This window comes from Lysinibacillus sp. S1, assembly GCF_044986265.1.
GTDB classification, from domain to species: Bacteria; Bacillota; Bacilli; order Bacillales_A; family Planococcaceae; genus Lysinibacillus; species Lysinibacillus capsici.
The window spans coordinates 473,134-488,684 of the sequence record NZ_CP173154.1 but is presented as its reverse complement, the minus strand read 5'-3'; the positions used below and the strand labels follow the sequence as shown (position 1 = coordinate 488,684).

22 protein-coding genes are annotated in these 15,551 nt (G+C 37.0%); 16 read left to right on the top strand and 6 right to left on the bottom strand.

Features of this window, described 5'->3' with window-relative positions:
* The first annotated feature begins 14 nt into the window (after positions 1-14).
* From ACHZEU_RS02480 to ACHZEU_RS02455, 6 genes are all read left to right on the top strand, one after another.
* Entirely contained in the window at positions 15-377 is a 363-nt protein-coding gene (locus tag ACHZEU_RS02480; protein WP_054548630.1) for a response regulator transcription factor, read from the top strand.
* Positions 370-3,162, top strand: coding sequence for an ATP-binding protein (locus tag ACHZEU_RS02475; protein ID WP_404803970.1), 2,793 nt, complete (start codon positions 370-372; stop codon positions 3,160-3,162). Before ACHZEU_RS02480 ends, ACHZEU_RS02475 begins: the two co-directional genes overlap by 8 nt.
* A 552-nt stretch (positions 3,163-3,714) precedes the next feature.
* Entirely contained in the window at positions 3,715-4,908 is a 1,194-nt protein-coding gene (locus ACHZEU_RS02470; protein ID WP_404803969.1) for an MFS transporter, read from the top strand.
* A 117-nt stretch (positions 4,909-5,025) separates the two neighbouring features.
* The gene (locus tag ACHZEU_RS02465; RefSeq protein ID WP_404803968.1) at positions 5,026-5,562 is read left to right on the top strand and encodes a TlpA family protein disulfide reductase; all 537 of its coding nucleotides are present in this window, start codon (positions 5,026-5,028) and stop codon (positions 5,560-5,562) included.
* Positions 5,563-5,661: 99 nt separating this feature from the next.
* Entirely contained in the window at positions 5,662-6,000 is a 339-nt protein-coding gene (locus ACHZEU_RS02460) for a hypothetical protein (protein ID WP_048392945.1), read from the top strand.
* 245 nt (positions 6,001-6,245) lie between these two features.
* Positions 6,246-6,470 (top strand): hypothetical protein, encoded by a 225-nt coding sequence (locus tag ACHZEU_RS02455; RefSeq protein WP_259950720.1) that lies wholly within the window; start codon positions 6,246-6,248, stop codon positions 6,468-6,470.
* Between the two features lie 50 nt (positions 6,471-6,520).
* Here the strand turns inward: ACHZEU_RS02455 and ACHZEU_RS02450 are convergent, their stop codons facing one another.
* Entirely contained in the window at positions 6,521-7,033 is a 513-nt protein-coding gene (locus ACHZEU_RS02450; protein ID WP_404804563.1) for a GNAT family N-acetyltransferase, read from the bottom strand.
* 387 nt (positions 7,034-7,420) lie between these two features.
* On the opposite strand from ACHZEU_RS02450, the gene ACHZEU_RS02445 reads away from it, so the two are divergent.
* Both ACHZEU_RS02445 and ACHZEU_RS02440 read left to right on the top strand, forming a co-directional pair.
* Positions 7,421-7,561, top strand: a complete 141-nt coding sequence (locus tag ACHZEU_RS02445) for a hypothetical protein (RefSeq protein ID WP_279494944.1) — start codon at positions 7,421-7,423, stop codon at positions 7,559-7,561.
* A gap of 6 nt (positions 7,562-7,567) precedes the next feature.
* Positions 7,568-7,729 (top strand): hypothetical protein, encoded by a 162-nt coding sequence (locus tag ACHZEU_RS02440; RefSeq protein WP_279494946.1) that lies wholly within the window; start codon positions 7,568-7,570, stop codon positions 7,727-7,729.
* 73 nt (positions 7,730-7,802) lie between these two features.
* Here ACHZEU_RS02440 and ACHZEU_RS02435 read toward each other — a convergent pair whose 3' ends face one another.
* Entirely contained in the window at positions 7,803-8,678 is an 876-nt protein-coding gene (locus tag ACHZEU_RS02435; RefSeq protein ID WP_259950771.1) for a DMT family transporter, read from the bottom strand.
* Positions 8,679-8,884: 206 nt separating this feature from the next.
* On the opposite strand from ACHZEU_RS02435, the gene ACHZEU_RS02430 reads away from it, so the two are divergent.
* From ACHZEU_RS02430 to ACHZEU_RS02420, 3 genes are all read left to right on the top strand, one after another.
* Entirely contained in the window at positions 8,885-9,373 is a 489-nt protein-coding gene (locus tag ACHZEU_RS02430) for an Lrp/AsnC family transcriptional regulator (protein WP_259950722.1), read from the top strand.
* A gap of 222 nt (positions 9,374-9,595) precedes the next feature.
* Positions 9,596-9,874, top strand: coding sequence for a helix-turn-helix transcriptional regulator (locus tag ACHZEU_RS02425; protein WP_054548639.1), 279 nt, complete (start codon positions 9,596-9,598; stop codon positions 9,872-9,874).
* A gap of 51 nt (positions 9,875-9,925) precedes the next feature.
* Positions 9,926-10,309, top strand: a complete 384-nt coding sequence (locus ACHZEU_RS02420) for a VOC family protein (protein ID WP_048392938.1) — start codon at positions 9,926-9,928, stop codon at positions 10,307-10,309.
* A 46-nt stretch (positions 10,310-10,355) separates the two neighbouring features.
* Here ACHZEU_RS02420 and ACHZEU_RS02415 read toward each other — a convergent pair whose 3' ends face one another.
* On the bottom strand, positions 10,356-10,529 hold the full coding sequence (locus ACHZEU_RS02415) for a hypothetical protein (protein ID WP_197078723.1): 174 nt from the start codon (positions 10,527-10,529) through the stop codon (positions 10,356-10,358).
* A gap of 91 nt (positions 10,530-10,620) precedes the next feature.
* Positions 10,621-11,466 (bottom strand): copper amine oxidase N-terminal domain-containing protein, encoded by an 846-nt coding sequence (locus ACHZEU_RS02410; RefSeq protein WP_048392936.1) that lies wholly within the window; start codon positions 11,464-11,466, stop codon positions 10,621-10,623.
* A 299-nt stretch (positions 11,467-11,765) separates the two neighbouring features.
* Between ACHZEU_RS02410 and ACHZEU_RS02405 the strand changes: the two genes are divergently transcribed.
* Positions 11,766-11,930, top strand: a complete 165-nt coding sequence (locus ACHZEU_RS02405) for a hypothetical protein (protein WP_004230164.1) — start codon at positions 11,766-11,768, stop codon at positions 11,928-11,930.
* Positions 11,931-12,451: 521 nt separating this feature from the next.
* Here the strand turns inward: ACHZEU_RS02405 and ACHZEU_RS02400 are convergent.
* Both ACHZEU_RS02400 and ACHZEU_RS02395 read right to left on the bottom strand, forming a co-directional pair.
* Positions 12,452-12,931 carry a DinB family protein gene (locus ACHZEU_RS02400; RefSeq protein ID WP_404803967.1) on the bottom strand — a complete coding sequence of 160 codons (480 nt, stop codon included), beginning with the start codon at positions 12,929-12,931 and terminating at the stop codon, positions 12,452-12,454.
* An 87-nt stretch (positions 12,932-13,018) separates the two neighbouring features.
* Complete coding sequence (locus ACHZEU_RS02395) at positions 13,019-13,636, bottom strand: LysE family translocator (protein WP_404803966.1); 618 nt, start codon at positions 13,634-13,636, stop codon at positions 13,019-13,021.
* Positions 13,637-13,849: 213 nt separating this feature from the next.
* Between ACHZEU_RS02395 and fabZ the strand changes: the two genes are divergently transcribed.
* The 4 genes from fabZ to ACHZEU_RS02375 all read left to right on the top strand — a co-directional run bounded on the left by fabZ (position 13,850) and on the right by ACHZEU_RS02375 (position 15,500).
* On the top strand, positions 13,850-14,275 hold the full coding sequence (fabZ, locus tag ACHZEU_RS02390; protein ID WP_404803965.1) for a 3-hydroxyacyl-ACP dehydratase FabZ: 426 nt from the start codon (positions 13,850-13,852) through the stop codon (positions 14,273-14,275).
* A gap of 17 nt (positions 14,276-14,292) precedes the next feature.
* Positions 14,293-14,475, top strand: a complete 183-nt coding sequence (locus ACHZEU_RS02385) for a hypothetical protein (RefSeq protein WP_319840420.1) — start codon at positions 14,293-14,295, stop codon at positions 14,473-14,475.
* 88 nt (positions 14,476-14,563) lie between these two features.
* Positions 14,564-15,058 carry a hydroxymyristoyl-ACP dehydratase gene (locus ACHZEU_RS02380; RefSeq protein WP_404803963.1) on the top strand — a complete coding sequence of 165 codons (495 nt, stop codon included), beginning with the start codon at positions 14,564-14,566 and terminating at the stop codon, positions 15,056-15,058.
* Positions 15,042-15,500, top strand: coding sequence for a DinB family protein (locus ACHZEU_RS02375; protein ID WP_404803962.1), 459 nt, complete (start codon positions 15,042-15,044; stop codon positions 15,498-15,500). Before ACHZEU_RS02380 ends, ACHZEU_RS02375 begins: the two co-directional genes overlap by 17 nt.
* Positions 15,501-15,551: the final 51 nt, after the last annotated feature.

Below are 15,551 nucleotides of genomic sequence, written 5' to 3'. Positions count from 1 at the left end.
GAGAAAAAGACAGGATGGCTAGAATTTTAGTAGTAGATGATGAAGAAATATTACGCATGTTAATACGTGAAACATTAGAAGATTTAGAATTTGATATTGATGAGGCAGAGGATGGCGAAGAAGCCCTAAAAAAAATGATGGAAAGCTCCTATGATTTAATGATACTCGACTATATGATGCCGAATTTAACAGGAATTGAGGTGATCGAGCTTCTCCCACAAGAGATTAAAATGTCGATGCCTATTCTCATGCTGACAGCAAAATCACAGGAAAGTGATCGTCAAAAGGTATTTGACTTAGGGGTAGATTACTTTATGTCCAAACCGTTTAGTCCCATTAAGCTAATGAACCTGGTGGAGGACATCTTAAATGATTAAGTCGACACCCTTGCTGAATAAAAGTATACGCAGCCAATTCTTTAAAATGCTGCTTTTTCTAGTTGTTAGCTTTTTAATCATCATTGCTGCCTTTCTTGTCGTAGTCAATGCAAGTCAAAATGCCTTACAGCAGAAGAGAGAGCAAATGTATGAAAAATCAATGCTTGTGGATGAATTGGAAGAAAATTTTAATGGCATATTTTTTCGAGCAAGGGGCTACTATGCCTTTCAAAATGAGCAGGAATTAAAGTTATTGTATGAAAATTTGGAGAATTTCGAAGTTCTATTACAGAAGTTTTCGCAACTGGATTTAACGGAAGAAGAACGAGGGCTCTATAATGAGCTAGTTGATTTTCATTATAATTATAAAACGGTTACTCTCCCAAAAGGGTTAAGCTTTGCGAAGATGGGGGATTATGAGGCTTTGCGAGAGCTTTCGAATAGTGGCGCAAATGACCTTGTCAATAAATTTATTGCCTATACAAAATCCTATAAGAAAAAAACAGACCACTCCTTAAACCAAATTTTTAGCAAGACAGTGGAGCAGGGGCAATTATTTACTTTTATTTCGCTCATGATTAGCGGTCTCATTTTACTATTTGTTGGGGTCATTTTACGAAGAGTGCTGAATAATATGATTCGACCAATTGAACAATTAACACTTGCGACAAACGCTTTGGCGTCAGGGAAATCCATTGATTTAGGTAATCTTGTACAAAAGGAGGATGAGTTAGGCATTCTAGCGAACTCATTTCTTAAAATGATACTCTCCATTCAGGATAAGGAAGAGGTACTGACCACTCAAAATGAGGAGCTTTTAGCGCAGCAGGACGAGCTTCAAGAAAATCAGCTACAATTACAAAATTCATTAAATTATTTAGAAAAGTATAATCAATTAAATCATGTACTAACCTTTACGTTAAATAAACAGAAACTAATCGATAATCTCCATAATTATTTAAACGACATTTATCAATATGATACGAGTGTGCTGTATTGGATGGAGGGCAATGTTTATGCGACAAAAGGTTTATCACACCAATCTGCTGCAGCCCTAGTTGAAAATTTTGGCATGGATAAACAAGCACGATTAAAGCAGGAAAAATCCTTTGTTATTACACGTCAATTGACAGCAAATGAAAAAGGAATTGCACAAGAGTCTTATTATGCCTATGACTTGTATTCTTCCGTGTTTAATTCTAAACGGGAGCTAGTCGCTATTTTAATGGCGACACGAGAGGGGCATCCTCATAATGATCGGGATATAGATAGTTTAAACGGACTATTAAATCGTGTGTCCATCGCATTTGAACGTATTCTTATGTATGAAGAGGTAGAAAAATCGAGGACGTTAAATCAAACGATTATTGATAATGTCAACGAAGGAATCCAATTAGTTTCTGCTACAGGCGATACCGTTCTTATCAATAGAGCGCTATGTGGTATTGTCAACCTCCTTAACTTGACAACAGAAACAAGTATCCCTAAAAAGGATTGGCTACAGCATTTTCAAAAATGTAGTGCCCAACCTGATGAATTAATTGAATTTTTAGAGGCATCTATTATGGAGAGCTTTGAGGAGACACGAAAATGCCGCTATTGTATGACGGCTGAACATGAAATCTTTGTCGAGGTGTATGCAACTTGTCTTTTTGATGGACAGGAAAAAGTAGGCACAATTTTTGTGCATCGTGATATTACAAGAGAATATGAAGTAGATCAAATGAAATCCGAATTAGTGAGTACGGTAAGTCATGAACTGCGAACGCCTTTATCGAGCGTACTTGGCTTTACAGAGCTTCTGTTAACGAAAAATATAAAACCCGAACGACAAAATAAATATATCGATACAATTCATAGAGAAGCGGTACGACTAACCAATCTTATAAATGACTTCTTGGATTTACAGCGAATGGAGTCAGGCAAGCAGCAATATAACATGGAGACACTACAATTAAATGAAATAGCCTTTGAAATTGTCAATCGCTTCCGACATGAGCAAAAGCATAATGTCCATCTAATTGATAAGGCAAGAGAGGTCTATGTCAATGCAGATCAAGATAGACTCGTCCAATTATTTATTAATTTAATAGGAAATGCGATTAAATTTTCTCCACAAGGTGGGGATGTGGAGATTTTGTTAGAAAACAAAAATAATAGCATCCAAGTGAGTATAAAAGATGAGGGGATTGGCATATCTAAACAGGATATTGCTCAGTTGTTCCAAAAATTCAAACGAATCGATAATAGTTTAAGACGTAAAATAGGAGGAACTGGACTGGGTCTTTCCATTTGTAGAGAAATCATCTTAAAGCATGAGGGAGAAATATGGATAGAGTCAGAAGAGGGACAAGGTACTACTGTGTACTTTACTTTACCACTCGCAAATAACACTATCACCTTCGATGAAGAGGATGTAATGGAGGATAGCAACGGCTTAAACATTATGCTTGTTGAGGATGACTTAAGCTTAGCTCTATTGTTGTCTGAAGAGCTAAAAAGCAAGGGCTTTACCGTGATTCATCATCATGACCCTAAAAAAGCTTTTGAAGATACACTCAATACGCCTTTACTTGGTATTGTGATTGACATAATGCTGGGCGAAGAAATGAGCGGCTGGGATTTAGTCCGTGCACTAAGGGAAAGAGAGCATACAAAAGAGATACCGATTATTATATCCTCAGCATTAGATGAGGTAAAAGAAATGGTGGACCAATTTCAAATTAAAAAATACTTAACCAAACCATATCCACCTGAAGAAATATCAAAACTGTTTGTGAAATAATAGGATAGCTTGAATCATTGTCCGTAGCATTATATTGTAAGGAAAATGTGAGCAGTAGCTTAAATTCATAAAAACTATAATAGGTGAAGCCAAAGCGTATGTCGAAAGTTGCCCCATTCAACCAGGCATTAACCGAATCTCTATCAATGCATTTTTGAAGGCGAACAACTTAAAACTAGAAAAATAATTTTCGTGAATTTTTCTTCAAAAATGTGTAACCTTTGCCAAGCTGGCACGACTACTATACTAGTAGAATACAAAACACTAAAGCAAACTAGTAGGTTTCACTTTTCACAAAAAGACCAGGGCTCAAATTTTTTGAGAACACCTGGTCTTTTTGCGTGCTGGCAACAAAGTGGAAGTAATGCTAAAATAAGATAAATACTTTAGAATTTTCATGAAATTTAATCAAAATCACGCATAGAAATTTGAAAAAAATGAAATCCCCCATCGTTTTTTCAACTAGGCGTAAAAAGGAGTTCAGACATGCAGGTTCGTCCAATTTAAAAATCTCCCAAGAAAAAATAAAATCTTAATTTTGGGGGATAAAACGTGTTTAAAAACCGATCTTTTTCACTTTTATTGACAGGTCAATCTTTAGCGGATATTGGTGATATTCTCTATATAGTAAGCGTGATTAGTATAATTTATCGTTTCACCAACTCGGCGATTGCTACTTCCTTCGTACCGTTTATTATTACTACTTGTATGTTGATTTCCAGTCTGCTAACACCTCTTATTACGACAAAAGTGTCGTTGAATCAATTGCTAACTATTTCTCAAGGCTTTAAAACCGCTGTCATTTTGGGCCTTGCCTTGTATGTACAATGGGTAGGCGACCAGCCGATGATAGGCTTTGTGTTTTTATTGATTGCGATGGTTGCGTTTTTGGATGGTTGTGCCAATCCTATTCGTCAATCCTTGCTGCCTCATTATGTGGAAGAAAAGGATTTATTGCGAGCAAATAGTATTGCAGAAACGGTTATCCAATCCATTCAGGTGGGTTCTTGGTTTGTTGGCAGTTCCTTGCTGCTTCTCTTGACACCATCACAGCTTATATGGGGCGTTGTCGTCCTTTTTTTCATGGCAACATTGCTTTTAAAGCTTTTACCAGATGTGGCACGTATGGAACGTCCACAAAAAAAGAAATGGATGTTATTTATGCAAGGGTGGCAATCCATCCATCAAACACCTGTACTAAAGGTAGCTGCACGAATGGATTTACTGGAATCAATGGCAGGTGCAGTGTGGGTCGCAGCGATTTTACTTGTTTTTGTAGAAGAAGCATTGCAGGCTTCTTCTCAATGGTGGGGTTATCTCAACGGCATTTTTTTTATTGGCATGATTATAGGGAGTATGATTTGTTTAAAATGGACCAAATTTATTGAGCGTAAGAAAGCTATATTCATAAGTGGAGGTGCGCTGTTGTCCGCTATTTTTACATTATTCTTTGCGGTTAGTATCACACCATTGATGGCTTTACTCTGTTCTTTGCTGATTGGCTTATGTGGACAATTAAAAAACATTCCACAGCAAACCATCATTCAAACAAGTGTCTCAAAGGAGAAATTACCAACGGTGTATACATCGTTGAATGTCATTGTGACAGGGGTATTCGGCCTTTCATCTTTAATGATGGGCATGTTGTCAGAATGGTATGGGATACGAGTTGTTTTTTTGCTTTCAGCTAGTATGCTACTTCTCGTAAGTGTGATTGCCTATAAAAATAAAACATCATTCACGTAAGAAAGAGTAGCCCTTACTTTTAGAGTAGGGGCTATTTTTTATAAAAAGTTCATATCCTGTTAGTTGATAGTATGGTAAAATATACAAATATTTGTATATTTTAAAAGGAGAGTTAGTATGAATCGTAAAAAAATAAGTTTCATTATCTCTGCACTTATCATAGCAMTCTTTATTGGTGTGGCATTAAAAAATGTTTTTTTCCAAGCATCTCTTACACCATCTATGACTGTTTTGGAGGATGGCACCAAACAAATTAATTATGAAACTGCTTTAACAAAGCTAGATCAATCCTCCACAACGTTTGAAGCATATAAGGGCAAAATAGTAGTAGTGAATTTTTGGGCGTCCTGGTGTGGGCCTTGTCAACAGGAAGCACCTGAACTAGAGGCATTCTATCAACAAAAATCAAAGGATGTCGAGCTGCTAGCCATCAATGCCACAGCCTATGATAGCTATAAGAAGGCGGCAGCATTTAAGGATACTTATGCTTTATCATTTCCTATCTTCCTAGACGAAGAGGGAGTACTACAGAAAACGTTTGAAGTGGTGAATTATCCTAGTACCTTTATCTTTGATAAAGAAGGAAAATTACAGCACAGCGTGAAAGGCGAACTCACTCAACAACAATTAATACAATTGATTGATGATCTCTAAGAACAAAATAAGTCTTATAGACAATATATTTAGAAAAATGAAACTTTTTCTAAAAAGATGCGTAGAAGTAGCTAAAGAAAAAATGAAGGGGCTCCTTTAATGCCACGGAAACACATGATTATTATCATCATTGCATGGATTGTAGAAATATCGTTGACGTACTGGGTTGCCACAATATTCTCTGTGCGATTTATCGAAGTGATGTTTTTCACCGGCATTGCCTTTACCTTAGGAACGTTTTACTTTTCGAGTAGCGGTGGAGCGATGTCAAGGCTTTATACATCCCAAGTGAGTGCACAAACAGGGATCATTCATGAGCGAGAACGGTTCAAGGTTAAACTTGGGCCCGTATTTATAGCGTCACTGATATTTTTCCTTATTGGATTGGTATTCTTTATTTTACTTGTAACAGGCATTATTCCACCACAAAAGGTGTGAAAGTTATTGGCTTCCACCTGCAAAAAATCAAGATGGCTAGGTGCTCATTTTGATTTTTTTGCGTTGTATAGAATTTGTAGAGTGCTATATTATAAAATAGGCTTCGATAATTGTATTTTTACAATTATAAAGGGATAAAAAGGTAACTATTATACTATAATTACCCTTCGTTATTAGTAATTTGTCATGCAAAATATGTATATCTATGGAGGTATACAAGATGTTAAAGGAGCTATCAAACCGCAGTGCCCCAAAATCGAAACCAACAAAATAGAGAGAAGAGTAGACACCAAGAACCTGACGTTCAGTATAATGCTATGCTAGAGATTCAAACAATGGAAAGTAGCATAAAAAGATACATAACAGTGCATGGTGATCACTTGAATGCAGCTGAATATCATTCTTTACTGCAAATGATTAAGAGTTTAGAGGAATTGAAAACAGCGATTAAAGAGGTCTCATTAGATTAGGCACATTCTTTTAAATTGGATGATCTGACAATACGGTTTGTCAGATCATCCTAGGAATTAATCCACCGGTAATAAGTAAAAGTGAAGTTTTGACCATTCATTTCAAATGATTCTCCGCTTCTATCCAATTGTTTAAAACCGTTTTTTTCTAATACTTTTTGAGAGGCTATATTGTTCGTTGTTGTTTGTGCCTCAATGATGAGCATGCCTTGCTGGCGCATAAGGTCTAATACTAATTCTAAGGCTGTATGGGCAACCCCTTTCCCACTAAAATCTTTTCCTACTCTATAACCGATATGGCCTAATCGTTGATCCTTATCAATATCGATTACATTGATTCTTCCTATAATTTCTTCAAGTTCATTTTTTATTAGATAGAAATAGGATAGCTGTTGTGCTTGTTCCTCTAAAAGCATGTCATTTTTTCTTATGAAACTTGGTAATTCGTAATAGTCATCCCCTCGACTTGGGACTGTTTTTTCAAAATAGGCCCTATTTTTAACCTCAAATGCATATAAGTTTTCAAAATCACCCTGTGTTAATGTTTCTAATCGAATTTTCATGGCATCTCCAATCAATTTTGGTTTTTCTTTCATTATACCTGTAGTCTAGGGTTAATCTCACTCAGTTTTTTGATTGTTCAGATTTTGTAGATGTGTGGATAGACATGAATACTGGTTTGCTTTTTCAGCCAAAAAAGGACCGTCATTAAAAAGACCCACTTCCTGTCGGGTTTAGTGAATTAAATAGTGAGCGGACAAGTAAATTAGTAGAGGCATTGAGATTTTTTAAGAGAGTCCTGTAATTTTCAAAATGTGGAAGCACTTGTTCCACTAGAAAATGAACTTAGGTTGGTTCAAGTCTACCTCTATATACAGTAGGAGCGTTTTGGCAAGCGTATTCAGGTTGTATGGCAACTAGAGTCGGAGACAACTGTCCTCATCCCATCAATGACTAACCAGCCATTAATTGAAAATGCATTAAAGCATGGAATGTTAAAGCGTTCTGACGGGGGAACGATACATATTCGTATTATCAATTTTGATACCCATCTCGAAATCACCGAAGCGGATAATCGTTGGAATGGATGAAGACAATTGGCAAAACTACTGCAGCCTCAAGAACGCTCATCCAGCAGTAATCAATATCCATATAAGATTGCAACACCATTATGGGCAAGGTTTACGTATGACAAGCAAGCTTCACGAAGGAACGGTGTTTCATTTGTGGTAGTAGCAAAAAAACATCTACATCATTAGATGCATTGCCTCTCGATGAGTTTTAAGAGGGGGAATGCATCTTTTATTATTTGCAAGTTTGAAAAATAGAAATTTAGAGCACAGCCTGAGGCGTCTTCGTTTTAAAATGTGTGAATAAGTAGCATCCCAAAATCACGATGATTCCCCCAATGCCTTGCAGCCAGCTTAGCTGTTCACCGATAAATAAAAAGGCGAGCAATGCTGTAAAAATAGGATTAAAGTTTAGAAAAATACCAGAGGTGGTGGCACCTAATTGTTGAACGCCAATATTCCAAAATACCATACAAACTACTGTAGAGATGACCCCTGTATAAAGAAGCGAAAGGATGAAAGAGGAGTCGATTTCGGAGAAGGTAAAATCCGTAATCGTGAATGGGACTAGGATGAGTACCCCAAACAAACCTGCATACAATGTCGCCATTAACGGAGAGGTTGTTTGCATAGCCCACTTACTACATACAGAATAAAGTCCCCATACGCAAACGGCTGCCACCATCCATAAATCTCCTGTATTCAATTGGAAGTGCCATAACAGCTGCCAATCTCCTTTCGAAAGGACAAGAAAAACACCAATTAAAGAGAGTACCATCGCCAGAAGTTGCCAGCCATTTATTTTTTCTTTCAGAAAGGCGAAGGAAAAAAGGGCGATGGACATGGTATTCATTGTAGAAATAAGACCAGCATTCGTGGATGTTGTTCGTTCCAACGCTAAAAATTGAAATATATTAAATAAGGCAACACCTGTAATGCCCATCAGGAATAATGGCACAAGAGCGGCTTTAGCAGGAACCAATCTCTTCTCTTTCCACCAAACTAACGGTAGCAGGACGATCACTGCGATCAGCCATCTGACCAACGTTAAGGTCATTGGAGAGGCATGAGCCACTAGCGTCTTAGCCACAACAAAATTGCCTCCCCATAGTAAGCTCGTGACAAGCATTAAGCCCATATAAAATTTAACCACAGTATAGGTACACTCCTTTTGCTTTTATGTATAATAAGAATCATAGCACTATTAGTGATTTATCAGTATAATATTTTGTATAATTGAATAAAATCAAAATAATCGAAAGTTATTTAATGAATATCAAAATAATATTTTGAAATCGCATTAAAAACTTCCTTGTCTAAAAATAATCAAAAGAGGAGAAAACAATGGAGGATATAAAAAATAAAGGATTAGATAATGTCGATCTGCAATTATTAGCGATTTTGCAGCGAGAGGTTCAGATTAGCAATGCGGAATTAGCTAGACGGGTGAATTTGTCCCCACCAGCAACCCATACAAGGGTGAAACGTCTAGAAAATGAAGGCTATATTGATCAACAAGTCGCAATTTTAAATCAGGAGAAACTAGGGTTTGATTTATTGTGCTATATATTTATGAGCACAAATATTCATCAGGAGAAGGAAATAGAGGAGTTAGAAAACAGCTTGAAAACAATGACCGAAATTTTGGAATGTCATTGCTTAACAGGTGCCTATGATTATTTGTTAAAGGTCGTAATTCGAGACCGCCAAGACTTAAATCAATTTATTCGAAAATTAAATAAGCTTGGCGTTTCTAGAATTCAAACGAATTTATCCTTACGAGAAATTAAATATTCTACAGTGTTACCGATCGAAGAAAAACAGCAAGTCTGAGTAAGCTAACTCAGGCTTGCTGTTTTTTACTCATGATAGGTAAGCAGCCGCTTTAAACGAGTATAAAGTCGTCCTAAAAAGTTAGTTACCACTCTAAATGAGTAGAGCCCCGCTCCTAAAGATTCACCCTGTTCAAATAAGGAGACCACACGTACAAAAATCATACAACCCACAAGTTGCTTATAGTTGACATGCAACCATAGAGTTGCCTATAATCAAGCTATGAATTGGGATAAAGACGCTGTTTTTAAAGCACTAGGGGACTCGACTCGGAGACTTATATTAGATGAACTGGCTGAGTGTGATGAGATGACGTTGTATGAATTGACGGTGCGTCTTCTAATGAAACATGAACTTTCCATTTCGAGGCAGGGGATTGCTAAGCATCTGTCTGTCTTAGAGAGTGCTGGACTCGTCCTATCACAGCGAAAGGGAAAATATAGAGTCATTCTTTTCAATAAGGAACCACTTAAAGATTTACTGAAAGGATGGGTAGAATAAAGTTTACGTGTGAAGGATGCTTCTTAAACGACTTAAAAGGAGGAAAAGCAATTGAATATTATTGTCAACAGTATCTTTGTACAAGATCAGGAAAAGGCACTGGCATTTTATATGGAAAAGCTAGGGTTTGTAAAAAAGGAGGATGTCCCAGTAGGAAAACATAGATGGCTAACGCTTGTGTCGCCTGATGATTTAGAGGGCACTGAGCTATTACTTGAGCCAGATGAGCATCCTGCAGCAAAGGACTATCAAAGGAGGATTTTCGCTGAAGGCATTCCAGCAACAATGTTTGGAGTTGCTGATTTAGAAAAGGAGTATAGCCGTTTATTGGAGAAAGGCGTTGAATTTACACTTAAGCCGACAAAAGCGGGAGAAGTCACAATAGCAGTTTTTAATGATACATGTGGCAACCTTATTCAGATTATACAAAAATAGTGTAGAAAAGCGTGTTTGATATTTTTTATCAAACACGCTTTTCTCATTACTCAGCCATTACCCAACCTTGATCATCGTTCAAAACGTTTAGATTTTCTTTTGGCTGCGCATTTACGGTCTGTTCTTTGGCTTCTGCTTCCTCGCTGGGCGGAGCTTCTTCCGACGAACAAGCAGATAAAAGGAATAGTAGCGCTATACTTAATGATAGGAATTTCTGCATGAGGCAAACCTCCATCAATCAATCGTTGATATGAATATTTTGCACATCTTTTTACAGAATATGTTGTGTATAGCTGCCATTAAAAATTTTTTTAAGCGACTGTATTACTAATTATTTTGCTAAAGCCATTATTATATGCACTATTAATCAGTTGCTGTATTGACTTCACTGCTTGCTCAGAGAAAATATACCAGTTATCGCCATCGAAATCATGGAGTAAATACTCAGGATAGCCTTGTAATAATTCCTCTGGGAAAGGTTGATTTAATGTATAGATATCATATTGTCGAACACTGTTTTGATCATGGCTCATAAAATCAAATTGACCAAGCTTGTAATAAGATCCAGGAGTTTCTAGATTGAGGTGCCAATAATAATCTTTCGGAGCCTCTACTTTGTCGCCTTTCTTTTCTTGGAAAATTTTGAAAAGTGCTTGGTGATAGGCATTGCCCTTGATGTCCTGAATGACACCACCCATTGTCATATGGTATTCATAGCGTAGTACCTTGATTTTTTCATCTTCAATTAGCAATGGTTCAGTCGTAATATTCACTGTGCCATCATTATAATGCACTTGGCTGCCGAATGTTTCAGCAATAAAGCGAATTGGTACATAGGTGCGATTGTTTTTCATGTATGGTTGTACATCCAATTGCTCTTTTTGACCATTTTTAATGACTGTTCGGTTATTAAGATTCAATTTAATGGTTGTTTGATCCATTGAAAGGGTGATTTGTGAATCCTGCCAATGAACTTGCGCACCAAGATTTTCACTGATCACTCGTAATGGCACCATTGTTCGATTGTTTTTTTGCTCGGGTGCTGTATCAGATTTTACCACAACATCGTCGATTTTGATTTGTGTCGTTGCGGCATCAGCAGGTGTTGCTACAAATAATGTAGATGTTAAAAATAGCCCTGTAAAAAATTTTTTCATGGTATATAACCTCCTTATACTTTAACACTTACCACCATCGGAAATTTTACCATAATATTCTTATGTATATAATAAAAACTTTACTATTTTTTCTTTTGGCTGGAAAAGGTTGTGTATCATCATCAATATTTTGGACTTGATTTCGCAGTGTGTCATTTAGATTAAAACCATCGTGTTGCTAGATATCAAAGTAAAGAAGTTGAAATAAAACACAAAATCACCACCGCTATTAGCAACTTTTTGACAGTGTATAATCTGTATTTGTTCTCGAATACTAATGCTGAAAGGAGGTTTTTTAAATGAAGTTTTTGACATGGGGCATTGTTGGTGCAGCATTATTTGCTGTGATGAAAGGCTACGGAAAATCGAATCAAGGACAAAAGGATAGCTTTCAACAAACAACTACGCCTGTACAATTAGTAGCCAATGCAAATCCGCTGACAGCCAATACACCGAAACAGTAGAACAAAAGCTTATAGATTATAGGGATCTATAAGCTTGCTATATTTTTATATAAATAACTATTATTGGCATATAGATGGTGAGAAGAACTCAATTTTACAAACGCTCACGACGATGGCTTGGAAGAAATTTTGTAATTATTTTACGGAACTGTACATAGGTATTCACAGGCCAAATTGTAGGCTTGTGCACCGTTAGCAATGCAACCATTTAAAGTAGCGGCTTTGGCAACAGTCTTTAAGAAATAATAAGACCTATGTCGCAAGGGAGCATCATCGAATTGACAAATTTGGATCAGCCTTCATGTCACATAAGGATTTTCAGGGACAAGGGAATAGAAGCAGACGCAAAAAAGCTTGGTCTAACACATATTTACACGGATGCTGGTCTTACAGCGGGACCATTTTTTGAACGGAAAGGATACCAAAAAACAAATGCATATCGCGTGATGAAAAGGACGGGTGAAAAGCATGAGTTATGTAAAGATTTTTGTTCTATTAAAACAAGAACAACAGACCCAGTATCAAACTCGGTATGTTTCTTCGTTTAGGCATCGATAAATGGTTAAAATAGCTTGTAAAGGCATACCTTCATGAAAGATGGGGCGTAACAGTACTTGTTCAATGGTTTGCATACCCATATCAATAGGAGGGAATTCCTCTGACAATCGATGGCTATACTGTTCCTTTAATAGTTCAGGCTGCTGAGCTAAATACTTCTTTAATTCCTCGAAGGATGGCGTTTCGTCGTCAAAATGCTTTGGCGATGTACCAAAGCCAAACCATTTCTTGAGAGCTTCTAAATCTGTATCCTTTCCCTTTGTTAATGCCTCTATCCATAAATATTGATCGAGATAAACATGACCCATATTCCAGCGAATATTATTATGAAATCCAGCTGGGATGATGTTCGCTTTTTCTTCTGATACATGCTCGAGTAAGTGAAGCAGCTCGCCACGATAATTGGTTAGCTGCTGAAATAGATTTTCTTGACGTTGATTCAAATGTAACCCTCCTTTTTAATATTATTGGCTATTAAAACTCCATTTTCCTGCAAAAAAAGAAGAACACTTTTTGTGTTCTTCTCCAATTTATCTACTTTGTGTCTGTAATGCTAAACGGACACCGAGACCGATATAAACGAAGCCAACTGTCTTTTCGAGCCAGCGTGAGCTACCGCTTGTTTTTGTAAAGATTTTTTCGCCAATGAAGCTTGTAATTACTGCGAGTAGGATTGTATATAAAGCACTCATCACGACAAATGTTATACCGAGTGTTAGCAATTGGCTTGTGACAGATTGCTCGTTATGCTGAACAAATTGCGGTAGGAAGGCTAGGAAAAACAGTGCCGTCTTTGGATTGAGGATTTCTGCTAAAAAGCCTTGACGGAATGAAGTACTAGCAGGACTTTGTTCGACAGTCGGTTGCTCAATTTTCTTTGGCTTTGTGAGGAGCATCTGAATGCCTAAGTAAACAAGGTATGCCACACCAATATATTTCACCACTTCAAAGGCAGTGGCAGATTTCATTAAAATAGCAGAGAGACCTAAAACAGCCGCTAATGTATGAACCAAGTCACCAAGACCGATACCTAAAGCTGTATAAATACCATTCTTTTTTCCGCTTTTTAATGTTTGTGTAATGGTAATAATAACTGCAGGACCTGGAATGAAAAATAATAAAAGAACTATTGCGATAAAAGATAACATGCGAAAMCATCCTATTCTAATAAACTAATCAWTCTAGGGTGAATGCATGGAATATTATATTCTAGCTATTGTGTGGCTGTCGATAAAGAAATATTGAAAAAATAATGAAAAATAATTCAGAAAACTAATGAATAATACTAATGAAATTTTATTACCTAGTACTAATATTTAGTGATAGAATAAGATTATAAAAAATACGTTGGAGGAATTCATATGTTAACAAGTCAACAATTACAAGCTATTTTGCCACACCAATATCCATTTCTTTTGGTAGACCGTATTGTGGAGTTAGAAGAGGGCAAGCGCGCAGTGGGGTTGAAAAATGTAACGATTAATGAAGAGTTTTTTAAAGGTCATTTTCCACAGTATCCTGTGATGCCAGGTGTGCTAATTGTTGAAGCATTAGCACAGGTTAGTGCAGTGATTATGCTGACAAAGGCTGGGAATGAGGGAAGATTAGGTTTATTGGCAGGAATCGATCATTGTCGCTTTAAAAAGCAAGTAAAGCCTGGTGATCAGCTACATCTAGAAGTGGAGATTACGCGTGTGAAGGGCGCTGTTGGGAAAGGCAGAGGGATTGCAATGGTAGATGGAGAAATAGTTTGCGAGACGGATCTTGTTTTCGCTTTTGGATCTTAGAAAATGGAGGTTCTCGGTTGAATTACACATTTATGCTTTATATCGCCGTTTGTATCATGCAAATAGCGCTATTAACGAATATTACGATTGCTAAAGGCGCTTGGAATGGGGTGACAATGTGGCTTTGTACGGTAGTTTTTGTTTTCGCAACAGCTATTTTTGGATTAAGTAGAGCGCGGCAAAAAGACACTCAAAAATAAACGACTTTGCTTCAATTCGTACTACACGGCTCTCTTTCCTTCATATAGTAAATGGAGTGAAAGTTTTAATATGAGAGGGTGAGGGGGTTTGAGGGTCGCTTTTATAGAACATAAAGAAGAACAGCTACAGCCAGAGCAAGCGTTGGCGCACGATTTCTGTGATCAATTTGTGCAAAAGATGCATAAAAATATATTGCATAAAAAGCTTGATGAGGATGTGTATCAGTCCTATTTTGTTATCCTTCAGCAACAATATACAAGGCAAGAGCTGCGATTTATTGTCCATCTGTTAAAGGTACAGGCAAATGAGATAATACGCATGAAGCCCATGTTTATTACCATGAGTGGTGTTATTTTATCCATGTTTACATTGCTTGCTACAACCATCAATAGCAAACTCATGATAGGCATGTCGCTTGTCCAAATCGTTGCATTAGCCGTCTTGAGTTTTAATGTCGCCATTATATGGATTTCCTTTAAAATTGAAATCGAACATAAGCGGGTGCAGGCAGTGATTGCATTATTAGATTATTACGTAACAATTGTTTCAGAAGGGAGTGACCTTCATGCAAAAGACAGTTGAACAATTACATTATTGGCTTATAAAAGTACCAGAAGTATTTCGTGTGATGACAGAAGCGGAAATAACACAACGACCTGCTCCAAAAAAATGGTCCAAAAAAGAAGTAATCGGTCATTTATGTGATTCGGCTATTGTCAATCTTGAACGATTTCTTCAAATTCAGAATGAAGCTTCACCCTATGTAGTGACTACATACGACCAAGTACAATGGGTCGCGTTACAGGGCTATCAGGAATTACCAATAGAAGATATTTTAATGTTGTWGACAAGCATCAACAAAAAAATCATGTATGTACTGGACCACCTTGATGAAGAGACATTGGCCCAGCCATGTGTGATGAATCAACTACAAAGGACATTGGGATGGTTGATAGAGGAGTATATGCAACATCTGGCACATCATATCCACCACCAAATTTTAATGAATGAATGTGAAACATAAGCATTTTTTTAGGAAATCCTCAAATAATAAAGTACGAAAATAATTATTTGG

Coding starts and splice junctions, on each gene's coding strand:
- ACHZEU_RS02480 (WP_054548630.1), top strand. CDS start 15: ATGGCTAGAATTTTAGTAGTAGATGATGAAGAAATATTACGCATGTTA.
- ACHZEU_RS02475 (WP_404803970.1), top strand. CDS start 370: ATGATTAAGTCGACACCCTTGCTGAATAAAAGTATACGCAGCCAATTC.
- ACHZEU_RS02460 (WP_048392945.1), top strand. CDS start 5,662: ATGCCACGGAAACACATGATTATTATCATCATTGCATGGATTGTAGAA.
- ACHZEU_RS02450 (WP_404804563.1), bottom strand. CDS start 7,033: ATGAAAATTCGATTAGAAACATTAACACAGGGTGATTTTGAAAACTTA.
- ACHZEU_RS02445 (WP_279494944.1), top strand. CDS start 7,421: ATGACTAACCAGCCATTAATTGAAAATGCATTAAAGCATGGAATGTTA.
- ACHZEU_RS02435 (WP_259950771.1), bottom strand. CDS start 8,678: ATGGGCTTAATGCTTGTCACGAGCTTACTATGGGGAGGCAATTTTGTT.
- ACHZEU_RS02430 (WP_259950722.1), top strand. CDS start 8,885: ATGGAGGATATAAAAAATAAAGGATTAGATAATGTCGATCTGCAATTA.
- ACHZEU_RS02425 (WP_054548639.1), top strand. CDS start 9,596: ATGAATTGGGATAAAGACGCTGTTTTTAAAGCACTAGGGGACTCGACT.
- ACHZEU_RS02415 (WP_197078723.1), bottom strand. CDS start 10,529: ATGCAGAAATTCCTATCATTAAGTATAGCGCTACTATTCCTTTTATCT.
- ACHZEU_RS02410 (WP_048392936.1), bottom strand. CDS start 11,466: ATGAAAAAATTTTTTACAGGGCTATTTTTAACATCTACATTATTTGTA.
- ACHZEU_RS02405 (WP_004230164.1), top strand. CDS start 11,766: ATGAAGTTTTTGACATGGGGCATTGTTGGTGCAGCATTATTTGCTGTG.
- ACHZEU_RS02395 (WP_404803966.1), bottom strand. CDS start 13,636: ATGTTATCTTTTATCGCAATAGTTCTTTTATTATTTTTCATTCCAGGT.
- fabZ (WP_404803965.1), top strand. CDS start 13,850: ATGTTAACAAGTCAACAATTACAAGCTATTTTGCCACACCAATATCCA.